At 49.6% G+C, this 25,428-nt stretch carries 22 protein-coding genes and 1 pseudogene; 11 read left to right on the forward strand and 12 right to left on the reverse strand.

From position 1 onward, the window contains the following. The first annotated feature begins 3 nt into the window (after nucleotides 1-3). A complete protein-coding gene (locus tag PREMU_RS07630; RefSeq protein ID WP_007574339.1) occupies nucleotides 4-2,946 on the forward strand; it encodes a PD-(D/E)XK nuclease family protein in 2,943 nt (980 codons plus the stop codon). Between the two features lie 16 nt (nucleotides 2,947-2,962). Then, nucleotides 2,963-3,550, forward strand: a complete 588-nt coding sequence (locus tag PREMU_RS07635) for a sugar O-acetyltransferase (protein ID WP_007574340.1) — start codon at nucleotides 2,963-2,965, stop codon at nucleotides 3,548-3,550. Nucleotides 3,551-3,732: 182 nt separating this feature from the next. Here the strand turns inward: PREMU_RS07635 and ppdK are convergent, their stop codons facing one another. Continuing rightward, entirely contained in the window at nucleotides 3,733-6,453 is a 2,721-nt protein-coding gene (gene ppdK, locus PREMU_RS07640; RefSeq protein WP_007574341.1) for a pyruvate, phosphate dikinase, read from the reverse strand. Between the two features lie 214 nt (nucleotides 6,454-6,667). On the opposite strand from ppdK, the gene rlmD reads away from it, so the two are divergent. From rlmD to PREMU_RS07660, 4 genes are all read left to right on the forward strand, one after another. Then, entirely contained in the window at nucleotides 6,668-8,113 is a 1,446-nt protein-coding gene (gene rlmD / locus PREMU_RS07645; protein ID WP_007574342.1) for a 23S rRNA (uracil(1939)-C(5))-methyltransferase RlmD, read from the forward strand. A 185-nt stretch (nucleotides 8,114-8,298) separates the two neighbouring features. Then, nucleotides 8,299-9,171: a sigma-70 family RNA polymerase sigma factor gene (locus tag PREMU_RS07650; RefSeq protein ID WP_007574343.1), complete on the forward strand. Its 873-nt coding sequence runs from the start codon at nucleotides 8,299-8,301 to the stop codon at nucleotides 9,169-9,171. Between the two features lie 96 nt (nucleotides 9,172-9,267). Beyond that, a complete protein-coding gene (locus PREMU_RS07655; protein ID WP_007574345.1) occupies nucleotides 9,268-10,221 on the forward strand; it encodes a glycosyltransferase family 2 protein in 954 nt (317 codons plus the stop codon). Between the two features lie 22 nt (nucleotides 10,222-10,243). After that, nucleotides 10,244-11,338: a glycosyltransferase family protein gene (locus PREMU_RS07660; protein WP_007574346.1), complete on the forward strand. Its 1,095-nt coding sequence runs from the start codon at nucleotides 10,244-10,246 to the stop codon at nucleotides 11,336-11,338. Here the strand turns inward: PREMU_RS07660 and PREMU_RS07665 are convergent. From PREMU_RS07665 to PREMU_RS07715, 11 genes are all read right to left on the reverse strand, one after another. Further along, the gene (locus tag PREMU_RS07665) at nucleotides 11,328-12,293 is read right to left on the reverse strand and encodes a calcium/sodium antiporter (protein WP_007574347.1); all 966 of its coding nucleotides are present in this window, start codon (nucleotides 12,291-12,293) and stop codon (nucleotides 11,328-11,330) included. The genes PREMU_RS07660 and PREMU_RS07665 overlap by 11 nt on opposite strands. Nucleotides 12,294-12,398: 105 nt before the next feature. After that, nucleotides 12,399-12,992 carry an IMPACT family protein gene (locus tag PREMU_RS07670; protein WP_007574348.1) on the reverse strand — a complete coding sequence of 198 codons (594 nt, stop codon included), beginning with the start codon at nucleotides 12,990-12,992 and terminating at the stop codon, nucleotides 12,399-12,401. A gap of 14 nt (nucleotides 12,993-13,006) precedes the next feature. Next, entirely contained in the window at nucleotides 13,007-14,257 is a 1,251-nt protein-coding gene (locus PREMU_RS07675; protein WP_007574349.1) for a DUF1015 domain-containing protein, read from the reverse strand. A 28-nt stretch (nucleotides 14,258-14,285) separates the two neighbouring features. Continuing rightward, a complete protein-coding gene (locus tag PREMU_RS07680) occupies nucleotides 14,286-15,203 on the reverse strand; it encodes an NAD(P)-dependent oxidoreductase (RefSeq protein WP_007574350.1) in 918 nt (305 codons plus the stop codon). A gap of 20 nt (nucleotides 15,204-15,223) precedes the next feature. Next, a complete protein-coding gene (gene serC, locus PREMU_RS07685) occupies nucleotides 15,224-16,291 on the reverse strand; it encodes a 3-phosphoserine/phosphohydroxythreonine transaminase (RefSeq protein WP_007574351.1) in 1,068 nt (355 codons plus the stop codon). 174 nt (nucleotides 16,292-16,465) lie between these two features. Further along, the gene (locus PREMU_RS07690) at nucleotides 16,466-17,791 is read right to left on the reverse strand and encodes a DEAD/DEAH box helicase (protein WP_007574352.1); all 1,326 of its coding nucleotides are present in this window, start codon (nucleotides 17,789-17,791) and stop codon (nucleotides 16,466-16,468) included. A gap of 14 nt (nucleotides 17,792-17,805) precedes the next feature. Further along, complete coding sequence (locus PREMU_RS07695; RefSeq protein WP_007574353.1) at nucleotides 17,806-18,510, reverse strand: SIMPL domain-containing protein; 705 nt, start codon at nucleotides 18,508-18,510, stop codon at nucleotides 17,806-17,808. Between the two features lie 27 nt (nucleotides 18,511-18,537). Beyond that, nucleotides 18,538-19,209, reverse strand: coding sequence for a hypothetical protein (locus tag PREMU_RS07700; RefSeq protein ID WP_007574355.1), 672 nt, complete (start codon nucleotides 19,207-19,209; stop codon nucleotides 18,538-18,540). 309 nt (nucleotides 19,210-19,518) lie between these two features. After that, nucleotides 19,519-20,328, reverse strand: a complete 810-nt coding sequence (locus PREMU_RS07705) for a TatD family hydrolase (RefSeq protein WP_007574357.1) — start codon at nucleotides 20,326-20,328, stop codon at nucleotides 19,519-19,521. Nucleotides 20,329-20,342: 14 nt separating this feature from the next. Continuing rightward, entirely contained in the window at nucleotides 20,343-21,317 is a 975-nt protein-coding gene (locus tag PREMU_RS07710; protein WP_007574358.1) for a polyprenyl synthetase family protein, read from the reverse strand. Nucleotides 21,318-21,337: 20 nt separating this feature from the next. Then, nucleotides 21,338-22,042 (reverse strand): energy transducer TonB, encoded by a 705-nt coding sequence (locus PREMU_RS07715; RefSeq protein ID WP_007574359.1) that lies wholly within the window; start codon nucleotides 22,040-22,042, stop codon nucleotides 21,338-21,340. 144 nt (nucleotides 22,043-22,186) lie between these two features. On the opposite strand from PREMU_RS07715, the gene porQ reads away from it, so the two are divergent. From porQ to PREMU_RS07735, 5 genes and pseudogenes are all read left to right on the forward strand, one after another. Further along, nucleotides 22,187-23,140, forward strand: coding sequence for a type IX secretion system protein PorQ (gene porQ, locus PREMU_RS07720; protein WP_007574360.1), 954 nt, complete (start codon nucleotides 22,187-22,189; stop codon nucleotides 23,138-23,140). 15 nt (nucleotides 23,141-23,155) lie between these two features. Beyond that, nucleotides 23,156-23,845 carry a (d)CMP kinase gene (gene cmk / locus PREMU_RS07725; RefSeq protein ID WP_007574361.1) on the forward strand — a complete coding sequence of 230 codons (690 nt, stop codon included), beginning with the start codon at nucleotides 23,156-23,158 and terminating at the stop codon, nucleotides 23,843-23,845. Nucleotides 23,846-24,196: 351 nt separating this feature from the next. Then, nucleotides 24,197-24,622, forward strand: a complete 426-nt coding sequence (locus PREMU_RS07730; protein WP_007574362.1) for a DUF4186 domain-containing protein — start codon at nucleotides 24,197-24,199, stop codon at nucleotides 24,620-24,622. Nucleotides 24,623-24,629: 7 nt separating this feature from the next. Further along, a pseudogene (locus PREMU_RS15650) lies at nucleotides 24,630-24,737 on the forward strand (peptidylprolyl isomerase); the annotation flags it as partial. 70 nt (nucleotides 24,738-24,807) lie between these two features. Beyond that, nucleotides 24,808-25,404: an aminotransferase class IV family protein gene (locus PREMU_RS07735; protein WP_007574363.1), complete on the forward strand. Its 597-nt coding sequence runs from the start codon at nucleotides 24,808-24,810 to the stop codon at nucleotides 25,402-25,404. Nucleotides 25,405-25,428 lie beyond the last annotated feature (24 nt).

Genomic DNA, 25,428 nt, shown 5'->3' on the forward strand with positions numbered 1-25,428 from the left:
AGCATGAGTACATTCCTACAAAACGTAGCCAAGGATATCCTTACTAAGCATGGCGGTGAGAATCTCGCCGACATTGCCGTCATTTTCCCCAACAAGCGGGCCTCTCTCTTTCTGAACCAGGCGCTCTACGAAGAGGCAGGGCATGCGGTGTGGAGCCCATCCTATTTCACCATCAGCGACCTTTTCCGGAACCACTCCTCCCTTGCCGTGGCCGGCCAGATAGACCTCGTTTTCAGACTCTATCAAGCCTATGTCCGGCTCACAGGAAGCGATGAGCCTCTCGATCATTTCTATTCCTGGGGACAACTCATGCTCTCCGACTTCGATGATCTCGACAAGAACCTCGTGGACGCCGATAAGCTCTTCATCAATCTCGAAGCATGGCAGGAAATGCGCGACTTCTCGTTTCTTTCTGATCAGCAACGCAAAAGCTTGGAGGAATTCTTCGGTAAGGTAGAGACCGACACGGTGCTGCAACAACGCTTCAACGACATCTGGAAAAACCTTGGCCCACTCTATCACGCTTTCCGCAAGGACCTGAGAGACAACGGACTCGCCTACGAGGGCATGCTTTACCGTGATGTAGTGGAGCACCATGTCACCGACTTCCACTACAAGCACTACATCTTCATCGGCTTCAACCTGCTGCAAAAAGTGGAGCAACGGCTGTTCCTGCAACTGAAAGAAGTCGGAAAGGCCGAGTTTTACTGGGACTACGACAACTATTTCATGTTGCAGGGCCATGAGGCGGGACGCTATATCCGACAGTATCTTGACCGTCTGCCCAATGAGTTGAATACGGAGAGAGCCTCTGCCGACATTGACACCGACAAGCTGTACAACCGCTTGTCCGAGAAAAAAGACATCACTTACATCTCTGCACCGACGGAAGACATCCAGGCACGCTATGTGACCACCTGGTTGCGGGGCTTGGGCGACGTGGTGAAGACTGACCCAAGGTCGGTCGCCATCGTGCTGTGCGATGAGGGACTGCTGCAGAATGTCATTCATAGTCTGCCGGAGACAGTAGGCGATGTGAACATCACCACAGGCTATCCGCTCTCTGCCACGCCTGCCGCCACACTGATCGGCGCCCTTCTGGCCCTACGCCTACAAGGCTTGTCAAAAGACGGCCGGACTTACCGCCTCGCCTATGTCAACCAGGTATTACGCCATCCTTACGCCAAGTTTATCTCTGAAGATGTCACCGTACTCTATGAGAATCTCAACGCCAGCAAGACTTTCTTCCCCTCCACCCAGCAGCTGACCGTAAATCAGAGCGACGCGATCCGGCGGCTCTTCATCCACGAAGACGGCACCACAAAGCAAGGAAAGGCATTCACCATAAGCCTGCTGCAATGGCTTTCCGACATGCTCAAGCTCGCAGGTATTGGCTCACGCGAGGAGGAGGACCCGTTGACGCATGAGTCCATCTTCCGGATGTACACCATTGTAAACCGGCTGCGTGAGGTCTTCGCACAATCAGAAGTAGACAGTACCCCCGTACTGCTGCAGCGGCTTCTCTCCCAACTCATCGACTCTACGTCGGTGCCGTTTCACGGTGAGCCTGCCCTCGGCATCCAGATCATGGGCGTTCTGGAAACCCGCAACCTTGATTTCGACCATGTACTGCTACTCTCATGCAATGAGGGCAACATGCCCAAGGGCGTCAACGATGCCTCGTTCATTCCACACTCACTGCGAAAAGGCTACGAGATGACGACTATAGAGAATAAAGTCGCCATCTATTCCTATTACTTTCACTCCCTCCTGCAGCGCGCCTCCGACATTACGCTAACCTATAACAACGCCACCGACGAAGGGCGGCAGGGTGAAATGAGCCGGTTCATGCTTCAGTTCATGGTGGAGAGCGGACAGAAACAGAACATCCGCAGGTTGACTATGCTGTCGGGGCAGAATGTGTCGCCCGTGTCGCGAGTGCCCATTGCCAAGACCGGAGCGGTGGCAAAGCGGCTCCGTAAGGTTACATCGCTCTCGCCATCGGCTATTAACCGCTACCTGAGATGCCAGCTGATGTTCTACTACAACACGTTATGCGGACTGTATGAGCAGGAAGATGACGACGAGCAGGAGATAGACAGCAAGATCTTTGGCGACATTTTCCACCGCACGGCAGAGCTCATCTACAATGAGCTCTCCGGCGAAGGGCACAACAAAACCGTCACGGCTGAAGCCATCGATCAGCTTGTCAAGGAGAAGTACAAAATAGAGGCGTTTCTTGACCAGGCCTTCCGGGAGAAGCTGTTCAAGACGGACCGTGCCGACTTCCACCCGCGCTACAACGGCCTGCAACTGCTCAACCGTAACGTGCTGAAACTATATATCCAAAGGCTGTTGCGCCTGGACAAGGCCAACACGCCATTCGAAATCATCGCCTTGGAGGAAAGCTATTACGACGACCTGACCTTTGAGGCCAATGGCGAGCAGCGCACCCTCACGCTTGGGGGGCAGGTAGACCGGCTTGACAAAACCGGACAGCGGCTCCGCGTGGTCGATTACAAGACCGGTCAGCCGTTGGCTTTGGCGCCTCCCTCCATGGAAGAGGTTTTCAATCCCGACTATGTCGACTCAAAACACTCCATCTATTATCTTCAGACTTTTCTCTACTCCTCCATCATCCGCAACAGCCCACAGGCAAGAAAAACGGCCAATCCAAATGGGGAAGCTGTGGCACCGGCATTGCTCTTCATCCGTCAGGCAGGAAAAACAAGCTACAATCCCATTTTGAAAATAAAGGAAGACGGTCAGGAAGACGCACGCAGACCCGTCTATAAGGAAATAGACGACATTGCCTGCGTACACGACAATTTCACACAGCACCTGAGGCAATTGCTCGGCGAGATTTTCGATGAGCAGCGTCCTTTCGTGCCTACAGAACATAAGGAGAGATGCAGCACATGTATCTACAAAAACATATGCGGATAAATGAAGGCCAACAACTATGAAAGAAATCCCCACCGGAGACAACAGCAAGAAGACCATCAGACAGCAACAGCGCGATGGAGAATGGTATGAAGCCATTGCTGACGAGGAGCTTGTCCGTGAGCTTCACCAGTGCCAGCAACTATGTTTCGACTTCAACCAAATGGCACCGTCAAGACAAGAAGAGCGCATGGAACTTGTGAAAAGGATTTTCGGGAAGACAGGTTCTCATCTGAACGTGCATGCGCCCCTGCATTGTGACTTTGGCTACAATATAGAGGTAGGCGACTACTTCTTTGCCAATTTCAACCTGACGATTCTTGACGAGAACCTCGTCACCTTTGGTGATCACGTCTTCGTTGGCCCCAATTGCTCATTCTACACGCCCTTACACCCGCTGGACATAGAGAAAAGAAATCAAGACATACAGTCGGCATTGCCCATTCACATTGGCGACAACGTGTGGTTTGGCGGCAATGTGATCGTCCTGCCAGGGGTGAGCATCGGAAGCGGCACCACCATTGGAGCCGGATCGGTTGTCACGCATGACATCCCCGGCAATGTGTTGGCTGCAGGCAATCCCTGCAACGTCATCAGGCCACTCTAATAAAACGGCTTTCCCATTACAGTGTAAAGGCAATGCGATTACGGCGTAAACGCATTGCCTTTACACTGTAGAGACAATGCCTTTACGGTGTAAAGGGAAAACGTGTGTGACGTTACCCGCAATAAGACAGCATAAAAATGGCGACCCGAAAAGCCGCCATTTTCTGATTGTTATACAAAGACTTACTCTTCCACAGCAGCCTGTGCCGCAGCCAAACGGGCGATAGGCACACGGAAGGGAGAGCAGCTCACATAGTCAAGACCTGTACGATGGCAGAACTTCACCGATGAGGGTTCACCGCCATGCTCGCCACAGATGCCGCACTTGAGCATCGGATTGGTGGAGCGCCCCTTCTTGACACCCATATCCACCAACTGGCCAACGCCTGTCTGGTCAAGCACCTGGAACGGATCCACCTCCAGAATCTTGTTGTCAAGATAAGTGGGAAGGAAGCGGGCCGCATCATCGCGGCTGTAGCCGAAGGTCATCTGCGTGAGGTCATTGGTACCAAACGAGAAGTAGTCGGCATGCTTGGCAATCCGGTCAGCGGTAAGAGCGGCACGCGGAATCTCGATCATCGTACCGAGCTTGAAGTCGATGCTCATGCCCTTCTCGTCGAAGAGCTCCTTGGCGGCTGCCTTGATGACAGCCTGCTGCGACTTGAGTTCCTTGTCAGTACCCACGAGCGGCACCATGATCTCCGGTCGGGGATCAAGGCCTTCCTTCTTCAGGCGCAAGGCCGCACCGAGAATAGCCTTGGTCTGCATGGCCGTGATCTCCGGATAAGTGATGCCGAGACGGCAACCGCGAAGGCCGAGCATCGGGTTGACCTCGGCAAGGGAAGCTACACGCTTCTGAATGAAATCGAGGCTCTTGCCCATTTCCTGAGCCATTGCCTCCTGACCCTTAAGATCGTGGGGAACAAACTCATGAAGAGGCGGATCGAGCAGACGGATATTGACCGGCATACCATCCATGCATTTCAAGATGCCGTAGAAGTCCTTCTCCTGCAGTGGCAAGAGCTTGGCCAGAGCCACCTCACGGCCCTTCCTGTCCTCAGCAAGAATCATCTCACGCATCGCCTTAATCTTATCGTTTTCGAAGAACATATGCTCCGTACGGCAGAGACCGATACCGATGGCGCCGAAATTCTTAGCCACTTCAGCGTCGTGCGGCGTATCAGCATTGGTGCGTACCACCATGCGAGTGTATTTGTCGCAAAGCTTCATGAGCTCAGCAAAGTCACCGGAAACAGTGGCGGGCCTCGTTGTCACCTGATCATTGTAAACCTCACCGGTAGTACCATTGAGAGAGATATAGTCGCCCTCGTGAAGCACCACGCCGTCAATCTCCACAGTACGGGTCTTATAATCCACCATAATAGCGCCTGCACCCGATACACAGCACTTGCCCATGCCACGCGCCACGACAGCAGCGTGCGAGGTCATGCCGCCACGGGCCGTGAGAATACCCTCAGCCGCAGACATACCTGCCAAATCCTCAGGCGACGTCTCAAGGCGAACCATGACAACCTTATGGCCTGCATCGTGCCACTTGGCAGCGTCATCGGCGAAGAATACAATCTGTCCGCAGGCTGCGCCCGGCGATGCAGGCAGACCACGTGTCAACACCTTCGCGTTTGCCAAAGCCTCCTTATCGAAGACGGGATGCAGCAGCTCGTCAAGTTTATTGGGCTCACAACGCTCGATGGCTGTTTTCTCATCAATCTCACCCTCATGCAGCAAGTCAATGGCAATCTTCACCATGGCTGTTCCGGTACGCTTGCCGTTACGGGTCTGGAGGAACCAGAGCTTACCTTCCTGCACCGTGAACTCCATGTCCTGCATGTCGTGGTAGTGCTTTTCCAGTTTGTCCTGCAGAGCGTCAAGCTGCTTATAGATATCGGGCATGGCTTCTTCCATCGACGGGAACTTGGCAGCGCGGATCTCCTCGGAGATGCCCTGTTGCCTGGCCCAGCGCAGAGAGCCTTCCTTCGTAATCTGCTGTGGGGTACGGATACCTGCCACGACGTCCTCACCTTGCGCATTGACAAGATACTCACCATTGAAGCGGTTTTCTCCGGTAGCGGCATCACGGCTGAAGCACACGCCCGTGGCCGACGTGTCACCCATGTTACCGAAAACCATCGCCATGACGGTCACAGCGGTACCCCACTCCTGCGGTATGCCCTCCATTTTACGGTAAAGGATGGCGCGCTCGTTCATCCAGGAGTCGAACACAGCGCAGATGGCGCCCCACAGCTGATCAATAGGATTCTCAGGAAACACCTCACCCGTGCGCTCTTTGATGGCAGCCTTGAAGAGCGCAACCAATTTCTTGAGCTCATCAACATTCATCTCGTTGTCAAGAACGATGCCACGCTTGGCTTTTACCTGCTCAATGATGGCCTCAAAGGGGTCAATGTCATCCTTGTTGACAGGCTTCATGCCCAGCACGACATCACCATACATCTGCACGAAGCGACGATAGCTGTCATAAGCAAAGCGCTCGTTGTCGGTCTTCCTGGCCAAACCAACGACCACCTCGTCGTTAAGGCCCAGATTCAGGATGGTGTCCATCATGCCGGGCATAGAGGCGCGCGCCCCTGAGCGCACACTGACAAGCAGCGGATTCTTGGCATCACCAAAACGGAGCCCCATCAAGTTCTCGATGTGACGCACGCTCTTCTCTACGTCATCCTTTAAAAGAGACACAACGTCAGCCTTGCCTTTCTCAAAGTATTCGTTGCACACTTCCGTCGTGATGGTGAAACCAGGAGGCACCGGCACGCCAATAAGATTCATTTCCGCAAGATTCGCGCCTTTGCCACCAAGCAAATTGCGCATGTCGGCACGGCCCTCGGCCTTGCCGTTACCAAAGGTGTATACCCTCTTTTCTTCCATTATAGTAAGATATTATTATAAATTGTGTCAGTATATGGTTATTTTGCAATGTTGACTTTGCAAAGATAGTGTATAAGTTTCATTACTGCAAAGGAAATGGGAAAAAGATACTGCAACACCCCACATTTTTTTCAGTTAGCGCAAACAAAAAGCCAAAAGGTTTGCCTATAACGCGCTTTTCAAGTAATTTTGCAACATAAAAAGATATGTCATTATGAGCAGAAACCACAAAGCCAATCCTATCCTTGAGAATGTCACCATAGAGGCTGTAGCTGCAGAAGGCAAATGCCTTTTCCACCACGACGACTATGTCGTCTTCGTGCCGTTTTGTGTACCGGACGATATTGCAGACGTAGAGATCATCTGCAAGAAACACAAATATGCAGAAGGCCGCATAGCCCGATTTATCCGGAAAAGTGATGTGCGTGCGGAGCCTTTCTGTCAGCATTTCGGTATCTGTGGAGGCTGTAAATGGCAGAATCTGCCCTATGAGGAACAACTGAAAGCAAAACAGCAACAGGTAACCGACCAACTGACACGAATCGGCAAAGTGGAGCTGCCACCTGTAAACTCAATCCTCGGATCAGCGAAGACAACGGAGTACCGCAACAAACTGGAGTTTGGCTGTTGCGACCGCAGGTGGTTCACCAAGGAAGAACTGGAGGATGAGAACCTGAACCTTGCCGATGGCAACCATTCTGCCATAGGCTTTCATATCACCGGTGCGTTTGACAAGATCTATCCCATTGAGAAATGCTGGCTGATGGACGACTTGCACAATCAAGTGCGCAACGAGATAGAACGCTACGCCAAAGAAATCGGCATGACCTTTTACGATGTCCGGGGACAGCATGGACTCCTGAGAAATCTGATGTTTCGCGACTCCAATACCGGCGAATGGATGCTGCTTATACAATTCCATTATGACAATACAGGCGATGAGAAACTTGCCCGACAGCTCATGCAGCACATCGGAGACAAATTCCCGCAACTGACATCTATTATATATGTCAACAACCAAAAAGGCAACGACACCATTGGCGATCTTTCCCTGACGACGTTCAAAGGTACCGACTTCATCTATGAGATGATGGGCGACCTGAAGTTCAAAGTAGGGCCTAAGAGTTTCTATCAGACAAACACAGAGCAGGCTCACAGGTTGTACGATATTGCGAAAAGCTTTGCCTTCAAAGACTTGTCGCACGATGAGAGGCCGCTCATCTATGACCTTTACACCGGCACGGGTACCATTGCCAACTATGTGGCCCGATCGGCAAGTAAGGTCATAGGTATAGAGTATGTGCCTGAAGCCATTGAGGATGCGAAAATAAACAGTGAGATCAATGGCATAGAGAACACGAAGTTCTTTGCAGGTGACATGCGGAAAATATTAACCGGCGACTTCATCGCACAGCATGGACAGCCCGACATTATTATCACCGATCCACCACGGGCCGGCATGCATCCCGACGTTGTGAATGTCATCATAAATGCAAAACCCAGGCGCATCGTCTATGTCAGTTGCAATCCCGCAACACAAGCCCGCGACTTGCAATTGCTCAACACAACGTATAGGATTGCGGAAGTTCAACCCGTCGACATGTTTCCCCATACCCCTCACGTGGAAAATGTCGTATTATTGGAAAGACGTCAAAGATAGTTCTAAATATTGTTTTAAAATTATTAAATAGCAATAAATAAGCGACAACTTTGAGGTGTTTTTACTAACTTTGCAGCCTAATTGGGCTTATTATGCCCTTACGAAGAAAAGATATAAGTCTTCATAGGTATTACGGGCACGCCGAAATGTAAGGAGTACCCTATTTAAAGTAAGGTAAAACAAACATGCGTCAGTTAAAGATTCAGAAGAGCATCACCAATCGTTCCAGTGAGGCATTGGACAAGTATCTCGTAGAGATAGGCCGAGTACCAATGATCAGTGTGGACGAAGAGATTGAATTGGCACAGAAGATCCGCAAGGGTGGCCGCGAGGGAGAGCGCGCCAAGGAGAAGCTGGTAAAAGCCAACTTGAGATTTGTGGTGTCTGTGGCAAAGCAGTATCAGCATCAAGGCCTCGGCCTCACCGACCTCATCGATGAAGGTAATATTGGCCTCGTCAAGGCAGCCGAGAAGTTTGATGAGACGCGTGGCTTTAAATTCATATCTTATGCTGTGTGGTGGATTCGCCAAAGCATTCTGCAGGCCATTGCGGAGCAGAGCCGTATTGTGCGCTTACCGCTCAACCAGGTCGGAGCTCTGTCAAAGATCAACTCTGAGATCTCAAAGTTTGAGCAGAGAAACCAGCGTCGGCCTTCCGTTCAGGAGCTCTCTTCACTGACAAATATAGACGAGACAAAGATCGATCAGACCATCAAGGCCGACAATCATCACATGAGTATCGACGCACCTTTCCAAGATGATGATGACAACTCGATGGCTGACGTGCTCGCGTCAGGCGAAGACAGCCGTGCCGACAAGCAGGTTGATTATGAAAGTATGGCTAAGGAGCTCGACACAGTGCTGCGGAAAGTGCTGAAAGACCGTGAGATTATCATCGTGACGGAGTGCTTCGGCATAGGCCGGCCTGAGAAAGGATTGGAGGAAATCGGCGATCAGCTTGGTCTGACACGTGAGCGCGTCAGGCAGATTAGAGAGAAAAGCATCGTAAAGTTGCGTGAGAGTGGCTACGCGAAATTGCTCATCAAATACCTTGGATAACCACCAAAAAATCCTCACTCAAATAGAAAAATCCCGTCATTATTGCCATATTGACGGGATTTTTTCGTAAGTTTGCACTGATAATCAGATATCCAAATGATGAGTAATACGCCGCAACCTTTAATCTCATTTATCGTCACAACCTATAATCTGCCAGTTGTCATGCTACGTGAATGCCTTGAAAGCATCGCGTCTCTGTCCCTATCGCCTCAGGAAAGAGAGGTAATTATTGTAGATGACGGGTCCGACTTCTCTCCCGTCAACGAGATGACAGAGATTCTTAACGACATCATCTTTATCCGACAACCCAACCGAGGACTCTCCATAGCACGTAATATTGGCTTAAGTCTCGCAAAAGGAAAGTTCATACAGTTTGTTGATGGCGATGACTGCCTCATTGACGCGCCCTATGAGCATTGTCTGGACATCATCAGATATAAAGAGCCTGTCGACATGATCATGTTTCTTACATCAAACTTACGAAACCAGCCAACCGACTTTACATTTAACGGTCCTATCTCTGGGGAAACGTACATGACTAACGAAAACCTCAGAGCGGCAGCTTGTGGTTATATCTTTCGAAAGAGCAGGATGGGAGAATTGAGATTCACTCCCGGCATCTACCATGAAGATGAAGAGTTTACTCCCCAACTCGTGCTTAAGATGCGCAATATTTACTGTACCTCAGCCAAAGCCTATTTTTACAGAGAAAGAAAAGGCTCTATCACGCATACGGATAATGAAAAGGAGAAAAACAAACGGCTTACGGACATCTTAAAAGTCATTCTGCATCTCAATGACATTGCAGCTCATGGCGATCCGGCCCATCGTGAATCAATGGAACGGCGTGTGGCACAGTTGTCAATGGATTTTTTAGTCAATGTCATCCGCATGACGAAGAGCCGCCAACAGCTTCTCAAAGCCATTGAACTGCTCAAAGAGCACTCTCTCTATCCACTGCCAGACAAGAAGTACACGACAGAGTATGTCATTTTCAGATACATGATACAAAAGCGTGCCGGGCAACTCATACTTATTGCCACGCTGTAATCACAAGAGCCAAGGGGGAGACATGAAGATCTTGCTAATAGGAGAATACAGCAATGTACACGCAACCCTTGCTGAAGGACTGCGACAATTAGGCCATTCGGTGACCGTTGTCAGCAATGGGGATTTCTGGAAGAATTATCCGAGAGACATTGATGTCAGCAGAGAAAAAGGAAGATGGGGCGGATATCAATTATCATTGAAAATTGCCTCCATCCTGCCTAAACTCAGAAACTACGATACCGTTCAACTCATCAATCCCTTGTTTTTTGAGCTGAAGGCGAAGCATATTCCACCTCTATACAAATATCTGAGAAATCATAATCGCAAGATCGTGCTCGGTGCCTTCGGGATGGACTATTACTGGGTACATGAGAACATTACGCGGCTCCCACTACGATACAGCGACTTCAATATCGGTCATCGACTGCGAAAAGATCACGAAGCGGCAATGTACATCAACGACTGGACAAGAACTGAAAAAGAGAGAGCCAACCAATTGATAGCTCAGGACTGTGATGCCATCGTTGCAGGACTCTATGAGTATTGGGTTGCCTACCAACCGGTTTACCCTACGAAAACATCATTCATCCCCTTCCCCATCAAACTGAAAAAGGTACCGGAATCCTACTCTTTCTCTTATCCTTTGAGGCTATTTATCGGTATCAATCAGGAACGTAGTGTGTACAAGGGCACAGACATCATGCTAAAAGCCGCACAAAACATATCTGAAAAATATCCCGATAGAGCGCAGCTATTCATCGCAGAGAGCCTGCCTTTCCCTGAGTACACCAAGGCTATGCAGCAATCAGACGTGCTTCTCGACCAGCTGTACAGCTATACTCCCGCCATGAACGCATTGGAAGCAATGAGTCGTGGTATTATCGTGATAGGTGGAGGCGAGCCTGAAAACTACGACATTCTGAATGAGCATGAGTTGAGACCCATCATCAATGTAGAGCCAAACTACGACAGTGTCTATACACAGCTTGAGCGACTCATACTGAATCCCGATCTCATCCCGGCACTAAAACAACAAAGCGTGGAGTATATCCGCCGCCACCATGATTATATCAAGGTGGCAAAGCGATATGAACAGCTCTACAACGCTATACATTAATCAACAACCAAACCATGTAACCACAGAAAGAAGTAACCAGAACACCGCCTTCCCAACGCTCAATACGGAATTTGGTAAATGAGAAAAGCCAAAGTAATACCATAGACACGACCATCACCGATAAGTCCACCATCGTAATGCCTTGAATATGCATCGGAGTTATAAGACCTGTCACACCAAGGATCATCAAGATGTTAAAAACATTAGATCCCAAGACATTACCAATTGCGATTCCACTGTCTCCCTTTCTTGCTGCCACTACACTCGTCGCAAGTTCCGGCAGCGATGTACCACCAGCAACAATAGTAAGGCCGATCACCGCATCACTGATGCCCCAACTATGTGCCAACGCTGAGGCGTTATCCACAAAGATATTTGATCCCAAGAGAAGGCCAACAAGCCCAACCAACAACAAGAAAAGTGCCTTACCGGCTCCTACTGGTTGTTCTGACGATTCTTTCTCCTGAGCATCACTTCGAGCACCACGAAGCGTGATCCAAATAAAAGCAATAAAAACAGAAAACAACAATAATGCGTCTACCCGAGAAATAGTGTCATCAAGGGTCATCGCCATAAGCATGATAGAGGCAAGCACAGCGATGGGGATATCCTTCTTTACTGTAACTCGCTGAATGGCAATAGGTGCGACTAATGCAGCGACACCTACTATGAGTAGCGAATTGAATATGTTGCTACCAACGATGTTTCCCACGGCCAAGTCAGGCGTACCATGGACCGCAGAGACAAGCGAGACAAAGAACTCAGGCATAGACGTCCCTATAGCAACAATGGTCAGTCCAATCACCATTTGTGAGACTCCAAGCTTTGTGGCCAGTCCAACTGCTCCATTAGTGAGCAAGTCTGCACTTTTCAACACACAGACTATGCCGACAAGAAGAAGCAAAATTTGCGCCCACATCATCTCAGGGGCAAAAGAAAAGAGCAAATAATTCATCAATCTCTCATTATATCTTTATTGTGCAAAGATACAAAAACATCCATCATCACACAATAAAAAAGTCACGAAAACAGCATCTACAAAACCACAAAAGCTGTATCTTCACATATCGAAGGCAAGCTGTCCAAGCTTGCTTTTAAGTTCCTCCGCCTTACTTCTCCTAATGGCAAGTGTGATAGAGCAATCGCTATCAAAGCGCTGGCTGACAATACGCGGCTGCAATTCCTTCACCACACGCATCACTCCATTCATCATAGGGTAAGTAAATTCATAGGTAATGGCCTCCTCAACTAGCCGCTCTTCTATGACCGCATGTTCAATAGCATCTACAGCAGCCCTACGATAAGCGGCGATCAGACCGCCTGTACCCAAATTGACGCCACCGTAATAACGGACGACACAAACAAGAATATTCGTAAGATTATGGCTATTGATCTGCCCGAGAATAGGCTTGCCGGCAGTCGATGACGGTTCTCCATCATCATTCGCACGATATTCCTCACGGTCACTGCCAAGCATGTAAGCATAACAACAATGGCGCGCATCATAATACTTTCTACGATAGCCGGCAATGAGCTCCATTGCCTCCTCAATAGTGTCAACATGATGTGCAAAGGCGAGGAACTTACTGCGCTTCTCCGTGTAAAATCCCTCGCCTGTCTGTTCAGAGCTTATTGTCAGATAAGAATCTTCCATCAAGTCCTTTCCTATCAAGACAATTTATGTATCACAAGTCCCGACCTGAGCTTAGGTTCAAACCAAGTAGCTTTAGGCGGCATGATTTTTCCGCAGTCGGCTATTCTCATGATCTGATCCATGGATACCGGATAGAGCGCCAATGCCCAGCGCATTTCACCATCATCGACCCTACGCCTGAGCTCTTTCAAACCACGCAGTCCACCAACGAAGTCAACACGCTTGTCTGACCTCAAATCCTTGATACCCATGAGCTTGTCAAGGATAAGACGACTCGATATGTCTACATCAAGGCAGCCTATCGGATCATTGTCGTCATACGTTCCTGGACGTGCTGTCAAGCTGTACCAGTTACCGTCCAGATAGAGAGAAAACTCATGGCGATGACTTGGACGATACTCCTCAGATCCCATGAGCAGAACAACGAAGTCCTTCTCAAGCTCATTAAGAAACTCATCGTGCGTCAAACCATTTAGATCCTTCACCACACGATTGTAATCGAGAATAGTCAATTCACTGGCAGGAAAGCATACAGCCATGAAGTAGTTGTACTCCTCCTTTCCCGTGTGATTAGGATCAGCCTTTGCCTTCTCATCAGCCACACGCACGGCAGCCGCCGAGCGATGGTGCCCGTCAGCGATATAGAGCGAGGGCATCTTGGCAAACTCATTGGTGATAGTATCAATGTCTTTCTTGTCACTAATCACCCAGAAGCGATGGCGGAAACCGTCCTCAGAAGCCACAAAATCATACTCCGGCGCTGTACGCGCATAGCGGGATATAATGTCGTTAAGCACCTCATTGTCAGGATAAGCAAAGAAAGCCGGACCCACATTGGCGTCCGTAGCGAGTACATGCCGCATGCGGTCATCTTCCTTCTCACGCCGCGTGAGTTCATGACGCTTGATGATACCCTTATGGTAATCGTCGGCATAGGCCGCTACGACTATTCCAAACTGCGTTTTCTCCGGAGAAAGCGACTGCGCATAGAGATAGTAATTCTCTTTGCTGTCCTGTTTCAACCATCCCTTGCTGAGAAACTTATCAAACTCCCTTTTCGCCACATCATAGACGCGTGGGTCATCAGATGCCACCCCTTCAGGGAAGTTGATTTCCGGCATATTGATGTGATAGAAACTCATCTCATTATCACCGGCAGCCTGACGAGCCTCCTCCGAGGAGAGCACATCATATGGATAGCTCTCCACTTTCTCTACGAACTCTTTCGGTGGACGTATGCCCCGAAATGGTTTTACTGTTGCCATAAAATAATTAGTAATCGGTAATCAGTAATTATTTGTTCACTTGAAACTTCGTACATCCGTCCTTGAAGAATGCGTTGATTTGATTAGCCGCTGCGATGCCTGCGTTAATGTTTGCTTCTGCCGTCTGTGCACCCATCTTCTTCGGTGTGGAGAAATATCGTCCGACGAACTGGCGGAAATCGCTGTCCTTGTCAGGCATAATGTCGGTGATATACTTCATATCCTCACGCTCGGCTAAAAGCTTCAGCAGCCCGTCCTCGTCAATGACTTCCTTACGGGCGGTGTTAATGATGATACCGCCCTTCTTCATCAGGCCGGCCACCTCATAGTTAATGCTCTTGCGTGTCTCGTCGGTAGCAGGAATATGCAACGACACGATGTCGCAGGTCTTGAACAGATCATCGCGGCTCTTTACGGCATGTACACCCTGCGCCTCAATCTTGTCGGACGGCACAAACTCGTCGAAAGCATAGACATCCATATCGAATCCCTTGGCGATGCGCGCCACATTACGACCCACATTACCAAAAGCGAGGATACCAAGTTTCTTGCCCTTCAACTCTGATCCCGATTTTCCATTGAAGAAATTGCGTACGGTATAGACAAGTAGTCCAAAGACGAGCTCCGCCACTGCGTTAGAGTTCTGCCCTGGAGTATTCTCCACCACAACACCTTTTTCCTTGGCATAAGCCGTGTCAATGGAGTCGTAGCCAGCACCCGCACGCACCACAATCTTCAGCTTCGGAGCAGCATCGAGCACTTCTTTCGTGATTTTATCTGAACGTACAATTATAGCATCAGCATCCTTCACGGCATCGAGCAGCTGTGCCTTGTCAGTATACTTCTCCAAGAGCACGACCTCGTGTCCCCCGGCCTCAGCAGCCTTCTTTATACCGTTTACTGCAGCGGTGGCAAACGGTTTCTCTGTAGCAACAAGTATCTTCATGGTTGTCTTTAATTAGATGGTTAATGATTAGCCTCAAACTCCTGCATGCACTTCACGAGAGCATCAACGCCTTCCATAGTCTGGGCGTTGTAGCAGCTTGCGCGGAATCCGCCCACCGAACGGTGTCCTTTGATACCGACCATACCCTGCGAAACAGCGTAGTCGAGGAAAGGCTTCTCCAATTCTTTATACTCATCGTTCATCACGAAGCAGATGTTCATCAGCGAACGGTCCTGAGCATCCACTGTGCCACGGAAGAGCCGGTTGCGGTCAATCTCACCGTAAAGCACTTTGGCACGTTCCTTCGCACGGCGATCCATCTCTTTCACGCCACCCTGAGCCTTGACCCAGCGCATCGTCTCAAGGAGAGAGTAGATAGGAACTACCGGCGGCGTGTTGAACATAGAGCCCTTCTCCACGTGTGTGCGGTAGTCAATCATCGTCGGCAACTCGCGCGGAGCCTTGCCCAACATGTCATCCTTGACAATAATGACAGTCACGCCTGCCATAGCAAGATTCTTTTGTGCACCGGCATAGATGGCTGTGTACTTCGACACATCCACCGGCCGGCTCATGATGTCTGACGACATGTCAGCGATGAGAGGCACGGGTGCATCGATATCTCTGCGAATCTCAGTACCGAAGATCGTATTGTTCGTTGTGATATGAAGATAATCAAGATCACCAGGAATCTCGAAATGATGCGGCAGATGGGTATAATTGTCAGCAGCTGACGAGGCCACCTCGACGACCTCACCGAAATACTTTGCCTCTTTGAGGGCTTTCTTTGCCCAAGTACCGGTATTGACATAGCCGGCCTTCTTAATGAGGAAGTTAGCGGGAATCTGCATGAACTGGAGACTGGCACCGCCTCCAAGGAAGATAACTGAATAACCCTCCGGCATGTCAAGGAGCTCCTTGATCAGTGCCACAGCCTCATCCACAACAGGCTGAAAATCCTTGGCGCGATGGCTGATCTCCATCAGGGAAAGACCAGAACCATTGAAGTCGAGAATCTGCTTTGCCGTGTTTTCGATGACTTCACGCGGGAGCATAGAGGGGCCTGCATTAAAATTGTACTTCTTCATATCTTTTATTTTTAAAAGGTTTGAGATATATGTCTAAGTTCTGGGTGCAAACCTAATCATTTATTTCGACATGAGCAAATTATTCATACAAAAATTGATACTTATATCTCTAAACAAAGGATAAATTTTGTAAATATACCGTTTTTATACCCTTGTGTGCCCTAACAACACATTCTATTCTTTCATCACTTCGACCTTTGTGCGGTTACCTTTCAATTTCGCACCCTGCACGTTCTTCAGTACAGAGTGCAACTTACGGTTGTCAACGGCTGCGTAAGCATAATAGTCAAAGATATCGACGCGTCCGATCTCCGAGCCTTTCAGACCTCCGCTCTTGCAAAGGAAACCGACGACATCTCCTTTTGAGACCTTATCCTTCTTGCCTTTGCCGATGTAGAGCGTAGCCATACGCGGTGCTGCCGGCGCTGGCAACGTCTCAGGGAAAGCGAAATCCATTGTGAGGGCATCGACATAATCGGGCAACGTATCGTCTTCATTCAATATGAAAAAGGTCTCACCAGTCTTATCCCAACGCGCTGAGCGCCCGATGCGGTGGGTATAGTCTTCCTCGGTCTCCGGAAGATGATAGTGCACAATATTTCTCACGTCAGGTATGTCCAGTCCCCTACTGCCTAAGTTGGTGCTCACCAATACGTTAGCACTGCCGTTGGCAAAGCGGTAGATGGCCTCCTCACGCTGTCGTTGGTCAAGTCCTCCATGATAAGCGGAGACGAAGAAACCTCTTCCGGCAAGAAAGGCAGCCGTCCGCTCCACACTGTCACGATAGTTGAGGAAGACAATGGTACTCTCTGCACCGAAACAGCACAGTAAGTCGGCAAGCGTCCGCAGTTTGTCCTTATCAGGACTGTGAACGATTTTGACTCGGATGCGGTCGGGAGCCTCATCACTGCCTCTGAAATCGACCATTCGAAAGCCCTTTGGCGAGAGTGCACCATTAGCACGCTCGTCACCAGCCATATCTGTAGCCGAAAGAAAGATACGCCTTGCCTGCGATGGCATACGGTCCACGGCACGGTTCATCTCATCGGCAAAACCCATCTGCAAGCATTTGTCAAACTCGTCGATAACCAGCCATCTCACGCTGCCTGCATCGATATTTCCCTTGTCCAAATGGTCGTTGAGACGCCCTGGAGTAGCAAAAAGCACATGTGGCTGTATCTTCCTTATCTCCCGATGCTCGTCCATCGCCGGTCGCCCGCCATGGCATGCATAGCCACGAATGCCTACTTTCAAGCCAGCCAACACGCCGGCCGACTGAATGGCCAGTTCTCTTCCCGGCACGATGACAACAGCCTGAAGATCATCCGATGAAGCATCGATGAGCTGGCTCAGCGGAAGCAGATAAGCAAGTGTCTTGCCACTTCCTGTGGGACTGAGCACTTCCACATTGTCTGCACTTTGAATAATGGCCTCACTCGCCGCCTGCTGCATCGGGCTTAGGGAAAGGCCCAGACGGGTTGTTATCTGCTGTATGTCCATTGATTACGAAACGATTAGTTCTTCAGTGAGTATGTGACTGTTGTCACGACCCTCACAACCTTGATCCAGGGCGTATTGGCATCACGGTCATCGATAGAGAACTGTCCCTGGTCTGCCTCTACGATCTTGTTAAGCTGCGACTTGCTGTTCTTGGCAAACTGCTGTGCTGTCTGCTCCGCGTTTTCTATTGCCTCCGTCATCATCTTTGGCTTCATCTCCTTAAACGATTTCAGGCTGTAGGTCACCTGTGGCGCGTCATAGTCGGCCGCTACAATGGCAACGCCCTGCTTGAGCAACTCACCCTGCCGCATGATAAGGCTCCGCACACGGTCTACGTGTGACGAGTTGACGGTGATGACGAGCGTCACGTTGTAGCGGTAAGGATGGTCATTGTTGCTGTACTGCTCAGCTGTCAGGTCGATGACCTTCGGCGCATTAACCGTGATTTCACTCTCGCTAATGCCGTTGGCAAGGAGGAAATGCTTGATGGTCTGTTGCTTGTGGGCAATGCGGTCGTAGAGCTCCGGCAAATCGTCGCCAAGCTCTTTGGACAGGATAGGCCACGTCACCTTATCGGCTTTCACCTCTTTCTCTGCCAGTCCCTTAACCGTCACCTTGCGGTCTTTCTCCGTAAAGTTGTCCATGCCTGCCTTAAGACACAGACCCATCACAATGATACCCGCGGCAAGAATAGCCGCACTCAACAACTTGTCTTTCATAATATCCGTGTTATTGAACATCCACATTTAATGATCAGCCCCGCTGATGACCTCATCCATTCTCTGAAACAACAGAAGAGGTTTGTCCTTCAAGTCCTTAGCATCTATTGTTTCAATGAAACTGACCAGTGCAGGATAAGCGCTAAATTCTGCCTTGAGCGTCTGACGGCGTTTATCGGTCAGCTTGCCGCCCGCCTTGCAGATGACGTGCGCTTCTGTCATACCCGGCACAAAATAGACGACCCGTTGCCCCCGAATGGCATCAAAAACCATATATGTAGAGACTTTCTTACCCTGAAAGAGACGCATCATGAAGACGCGGTGCCCTGGAATGTCGGCTGAGTCGCCGGCATAGCACAGGTTCACTTTCAAGGGCAGCCATGTCATGTGCATGGCTTTCTCCTCATCGCCAAACCACGTGACGACACTGTCCACGTCCGCCTCGTTCCATTTGTTATTTTTGGCGAAGAGCCCCGTGTTATAGCCTTTGATTGCTACAAAGTCGTCCGTCGAACTGAATAGCGGAGAATTGATGTAATGTGCATGCATGGCAGGGTTCATCAGAAAGCCGCTGCAAACAGAATCGACAGAGAGGTAGACCCGCGCCTGCACCAAATCGTTTGAATAATGACGTTTCCTTTCCTGAGCTTGTGAACTCAAGTACAACAAGGTGAGACAAAGAAGGAAGAGTGTTCTCATGGCCTACATAGTTTAAAAGGGGATTTATAAATTGATATTCTACAAAGGTAAAGAAAATAATCACAGGCTCTGACGAAAGAATAAAAGTTTAACATACGTTATGACACAGTATATGCAAGGGCAACTATTCAGCTGGTGTGAGAGTAGTTGGAGTTTTCAACACCATTTGAGGGCGCATATGCATACCTTACAGGACCGTTGCTTCCAAATTCTGACAGTCTTGAATTGTTTTTTTAGCAGAAGGGTGATACTGTTGGACGAGAATCCGGCAATGCTGACCCCTGGTAATTGCCGGCAGAGCTGTCTTCATCAATACAAAGTGAACACGCGCCGGACATTCTCGTTCGTTGTCCGTGCCACTTCCTCAGCTGATGTATGGTAGCATTGCGCGAGGTTCTCAAGCACCAGCCTGACGAAGGCACTCTCATTGCGCTTGCCTCGGTTGGGCACGGGAGCCATATAAGGACTGTCAGTCTCCAACACGATGCGCTTTAGAGGCACCACAGCAGGTAAGTCCTCACGCAGATGACTGCTTTTAAAGGTCGACACTCCACCGATTCCCAATACAAATTTGTCGAACCGGAGATAGGTTTCTGCCTCTTTCTGATTGCCCGTGAAGCAATGAAACACACCTCCTGGCAGCTCTTTCTCATAGTCGCGAAGGATGTGGAGAAGCTCATTCTGCGCCTTACGACAATGGATCATCAGTGGCAGCCGCGTTTCCACCGACCATCTCACCTGCTCTTCAAAGGCGGAGAGCTGCTCTTTTTCATATTCACGGCTCCAATAAAAGTCAAGGCCACACTCACCGATGGCGATGTATCTGAGTGGTGCGGCTGCCTTCTCACGGTTGTCAATCAGTGCATGCCGCATCATTGCCAGCACTTCCGGCCAGTCAGCGCGCACCTCTTCAGGCTGCAAGCCAACCATCGGAAAGCAATAGTTAGGGTACTGACGGCACACCTTCATGACGCTGTCCACCGACGAAGCGTCAATGCCGGGGATAAACACCGCCTTCACACCGGATTCCTTAGCCCGCTGAATCACCTCTGGCAAATCATTCTCAAACTCCTCTCCATCGAGGTGGGCATGGGTGTCAATAAACTGATAACCGGTCATCCGTTTGATGTTGCTTAATATTTTCTTGACATCATCTTCTCCGCAAACTGCCTCAGCACGGTCTTTCGGTCATCAGGCACGCCGACAGCGTCAAGATACTTGCGGCTCTCCTCAAAATAGAAGGCAATCTTATTGAGCGTAAGCTTGTCGACGCCGATCTCATTATAGAGTTTGGTAACTGCTGCGACCTTCTCGTTACGGTCAAATTCTTTTGCCGTGGCCCATCGAAGCAGTTCCGCGCGCTGACTGTCATTGGCATGATTGAAAGCGTTGATGAGCATGTAAGTCTTTTTATTCGAGGTGATGTCGCCGCCTATCGCCTTACCAAAGACCTTGGGATCGCCGTAGACATCCAGATAATCGTCCTGCAATTGGAAAGCCAGGCCTATCTGTTCACCAAACTTATAGAGATTGTCAACATCCTCATCGGGAGCTCCTGCAAGCACGCCTCCAATCTTCAGCGCACAAGCCAGCAGCACGCTGGTCTTCAGGCGGATCATCTCGATATACTCTTCTTCCTTGACGTCGGTGCGCGCTTCAAAGTCGATGTCGTATTGCTGGCCTTCTCCGATCTCAAGGGCTGTCCGCGTGAAGATACCGAGCACTCTCGACAACTTATCCTCCGCGCACTGAGCCATCCGCTCATAAGCCAGAACGAGCATGGAATCACCTGAGAGGATGGCCTGATTGTCGTTCCACCGCTTGTGCACAGTCTCATGTCCCCGCCTCAGGTCTGCGTTGTCCATAAGGTCATCGTGCAGCAGCGTGTAGTTGTGGTAAGTCTCCAGTGCCGTGGCTTGTGTCAGAATGGTCTCAGGGTCATCCTTGTAAAGTTGATAAGCTAAAAGCATAAGTATGGGGCGGATGCGCTTCCCGCCCATGGAGAGCACATAACGGATTGGCTCATAAAGACTTGCCGGACGGCGGTCATAAGGGAGGTTGTCCAGGAAGTGGTTGACTTCTGTCAGAAGTTCATCTGAAGTGTGCATAAGGCTATACTTGGCTAATATTATAATACGAAATTGACGGGAATGGCGAACATCGTGCGGCAAGGCTTTCCCTTGTCCAGCCCTGGTTTCCACCTTGGCATCATCTTGATGACCCGCAGAGCCTCATTGTCGAGTATCGGATCGACTGAGTGCACCACTGTTGGCGAGGAGATAGATCCATCCTTGTTGACGATGAACGAGACCACCACCTTGCCCTGTATCTGCTGTTGTTGGGCCTGTGGAGGATAACGCAGGTTGCGGGTGAGCCATTTCATGAACTGCACAATACCACCTGGAAACTCAGGAATCTGTTCCACGGTGCGCATCACGGCGGTATCCTTGTCGGCCGTCACCTGTGGCAGAGCCTCGGTCACATTGGCCTCTTTCTCCACGGCCTGGCCACCACCGATAAGCAGTTTGCTGGTCAGCGGCGCTATCTTCTCAGCGTTGTCCACATGGGCTACCTCCTTCACGTTCTGGGTGATGGCTTTTGAGGCGGGCGCAGCCACAGCAGAGACCATGTCGCGCGTGTCCTGAGGAGCCGACTTCATGGTCAGGTCCTCGGTGAGATCATCAAGCATGGTGTCGTCCTCGTCGGCGCTCTGCGGACGGGTGGTATATTCGAAAGCGGCAAAAAGTAGGGCCAATGCCAGGATAAGGCCCAACAAAAAACCTGTCGAACGATGATTATCCAAATTGGCTTTATCGCTTTTCTTGATATCCATTCAGCAATACTTAAAGCAACAATTAACTGTGGGTAGCCACAATTTATGATACGATGGAGACGTTATACCGTCAAAACTTCCTTGCAAAAGTACTGCTATTCTACAGAAAAGCAGTAATTTTGCTGAATAATTAGGAAAAAATAAATGAAAAAGGCTTTCCTTGTCATCACAGCGATGCTCCTTCATTTCGTGGCGGTTTGGGCGCAGAATGACAGTCAAACGGGCTACAACTTTCTCCGTTTACCTGTTTCTGCCCATGCCGCAGCATTAGGAGGCGACAACATCAGCGTCATCGACGACGACGAAGCCCTCATCTTCAGCAACCCTGCCCTGTTGTCTTCCGTATCCGACAAGTCGCTGAATCTCAACTATATGAGCTATATGGAAGGTGCTAAGACTGCCAGCGCGTCTTTCAACCGCACAGTCAAGGACCGCGCTTCCTGGGCGGTCTCAGCCCAGTATCTTGATTACGGACGCATGAAAGAGACTGATGAGACCGGCCTTCAGACTGGTGATTTCTCAGCCAAGGACATTTCTCTGTCAGGCTATTTTGCTTATCTGCTGACCGACCGTCTCTCTGGTGGCATAGCAACCAAGCTCATCACGTCATACATCGCCGACTACAACAGTGTGGCTGTAGGCGTGGACCTCGGACTCAATTATTACGATCCTGATACAGAATGGTCGCTGTCGGTGACGCTGAAGGACCTTGGCGGCGAGCTAAAAGCCTACAACGAGAACTATAACCGCATGCCGTTTGATATACAGGCAGGCGTGTCAAAGCGGTTTGCCAATACTCCTTTGCGCGTGCATGTCACTATCGTCGACATCAACCACCCGCATTACAAGCTGGTCAATCACCTTGTGGCCGGTGCCGACGCATTGCTTTCGGATAACTTCTGGATAGGAATAGGTTACAATTTCCGCCGTGCCAACGAGATGAAAATCACTGACTCGGACAATAAAAGCAACAGTCATGGTGCCGGACTGAGTCTCGGCGCGGGCCTCACTCTCAACCGCTTTAAGGCGGCCGTCAGCTGGGGCAAGTATCATGTGTCAAGCTCCGGAGTCGTGATCAGCGTCACATTTTGCTTATAAATCATCCATAAAATAATGAAAAAAATAACGATAGCCATAGACGGCTATTCATCGTGTGGTAAGAGCACGATGGCCAAAGCGCTTGCCCGTAAAATAGGATATGTCTATGTGGACACCGGTGCCATGTATCGCTCGGTGACACTTTTTGCCCTGCGGCACGCACTTTTCAATGCCGATGGCAGTGTGAGGACGGCCGAGTTGGCAGCTCTCATGCCTGAGATTCATATCAGTTTCCGATTGAATCCGGCGACAGGCCTTCCTGAAACCTATCTCAACGGTGAGATGGTAGAACGGGAGATCCGCGGCATGGCGGTGAGCTCCCATGTGAGTCTGATAGCAGCTATCCCCTTTGTGCGCGAAGCTCTCGTAGCCCAGCAGCAGGCCATGGGGCGTGAGAAAGGCGTGGTGATGGACGGCCGCGATATAGGGACCGTGGTCTTTCCTGACGCCGAACTGAAGATCTTCGTCACCGCCTCGCCTGAGGTCAGGGCGCAGCGACGCTTCGATGAGTTGCAAGCCAAGGGACAACCTGCTGATTTTGAGGACATCCTGAAGAATGTACAGCAACGTGACTATATTGACACGCATCGCAATACTTCCCCTTTGAGGAAGGCCGATGATGCAGTCACCTTAGATAATAGCCGCATGACTATTGCCGAACAAGACCAATGGCTCATGGACCGCTATCGGCAAGCTGTCAGGTAGCCTCTCATAATAATGCCTACCCTTCTTTTTATGCACCCTCATTCTGTTAAAATGAACAGACTCATTAACTTTGCGGAATTAGATTAGAGTTAGTTGTATTTTCCTCTCCTTGTTCCGAATTATATCTTTAAATAAAAATCAAACGTTGTCTAAATATAGATAAACGAACACTTCCGCAAGCTGATTAACTCTTCCGGGAGCTGTTCCCACAGAAATGTTTTCTGATAGTGTAGCTTCCGCCTGGGAAAAATTAATTTTTAGAATCACCTTTTAAATATATCGTATGTACAGTTGGATGTTGAAGATAAAGTCAGCACAATCATTGAATTCAAATCATAGGAGGTTAAACTAATGTACAGGCAATTGTCTCTGTTTTCCGAGGAAGATGACGAAGAGCAACAAGAACGAAAAGAGATAGACGATATCGATCTCAATCCACTATTTGAGCGCCTTGCCCAAAGTAAGTTCCGCAGCTCTTTCTATCTTAACGCAAAGGATCAAGAGTATATCCGCCAAAAAGGATGGAAGAAGATTGAAGAAAGTACAAGGGAGATCATCGCCAAGCGGCTGGCACCGGCAGCAATTCCCAATGATGGGAAGCAGACGCCGATGCGCCACGGCATCTTTCCGCCATTCATCGCACAACATGCCACAGGCTGTTGTTGCCGGAACTGTCTCGAAAAATGGCACGGTATACCCAAAGGAAAGCCACTGACTATGAAGGAGCAGATATACATCACTCGTGTCGTCATGGAATGGCTGCACAGACAGTACTGACCATCGTGACAGTAAAAGTGTACCCAAAGACAAGATGCCTGATACAGGCGGACCGGGTTATACCATTCCAGCTGAGTTCGTCTATTTGAAGTATTTCCATAAACGCAGTGCGCTGCACGGATAAAGTCGGCATCACGGCAAGAAGCGACTGGAAAGAGAGTACGAAGAAGTAATTGAGAAAATATATGTACCCATTCATAGAAACCATAAGGATTGAAGACGGCAAGATATGGAACCTGCCGTATCACCAGCAACGGTTGGACAGAACCATGGCCCACTTCTGGCCTGATGCGGAGGCCATCGACTTAAAAGATGTACTGAAGAATGCCCTACTGACCAGAGAGGAGACTAAGGCACACATTGTTTACGACAATGATGGTGTGAAGGAAATATCGTTTGTCAAGTATCATCCGCTCAACATTCATTCCCTAAGGCTTGTCACGTGCGATGATATTGACTACTGTTATAAGTCAGCCGACCGCAGTCCACTTCAAAAGCTGAAAGAACAACGGGGCGACTGTGATGAGATTGTCATCATCAGGAAGGGTTTGCTGACTGACACAAGCTACAGCAACATCGCACTCTTCGATGGTGAACACTGGTATACGCCCAGACATCCACTTCTCAAAGGGACCATGCGGCAGTGGCTTATTGACCAGGGATTGCTTCAAGAGAAAGACTTGCAGCCTGTCGACCTCAACAGTTTCCAGAAGCTATCACTCATCAATGCTATGATGCCATTGGAGTTCTTAGAGGTCAAGATAAAGAATATCGTAAAATGAGACTGAAGATTTTCAACACTATGT

Source organism: Hallella multisaccharivorax DSM 17128 (assembly GCF_000218235.1).
Classification (GTDB): domain Bacteria; phylum Bacteroidota; class Bacteroidia; order Bacteroidales; family Bacteroidaceae; genus Prevotella; species Prevotella multisaccharivorax.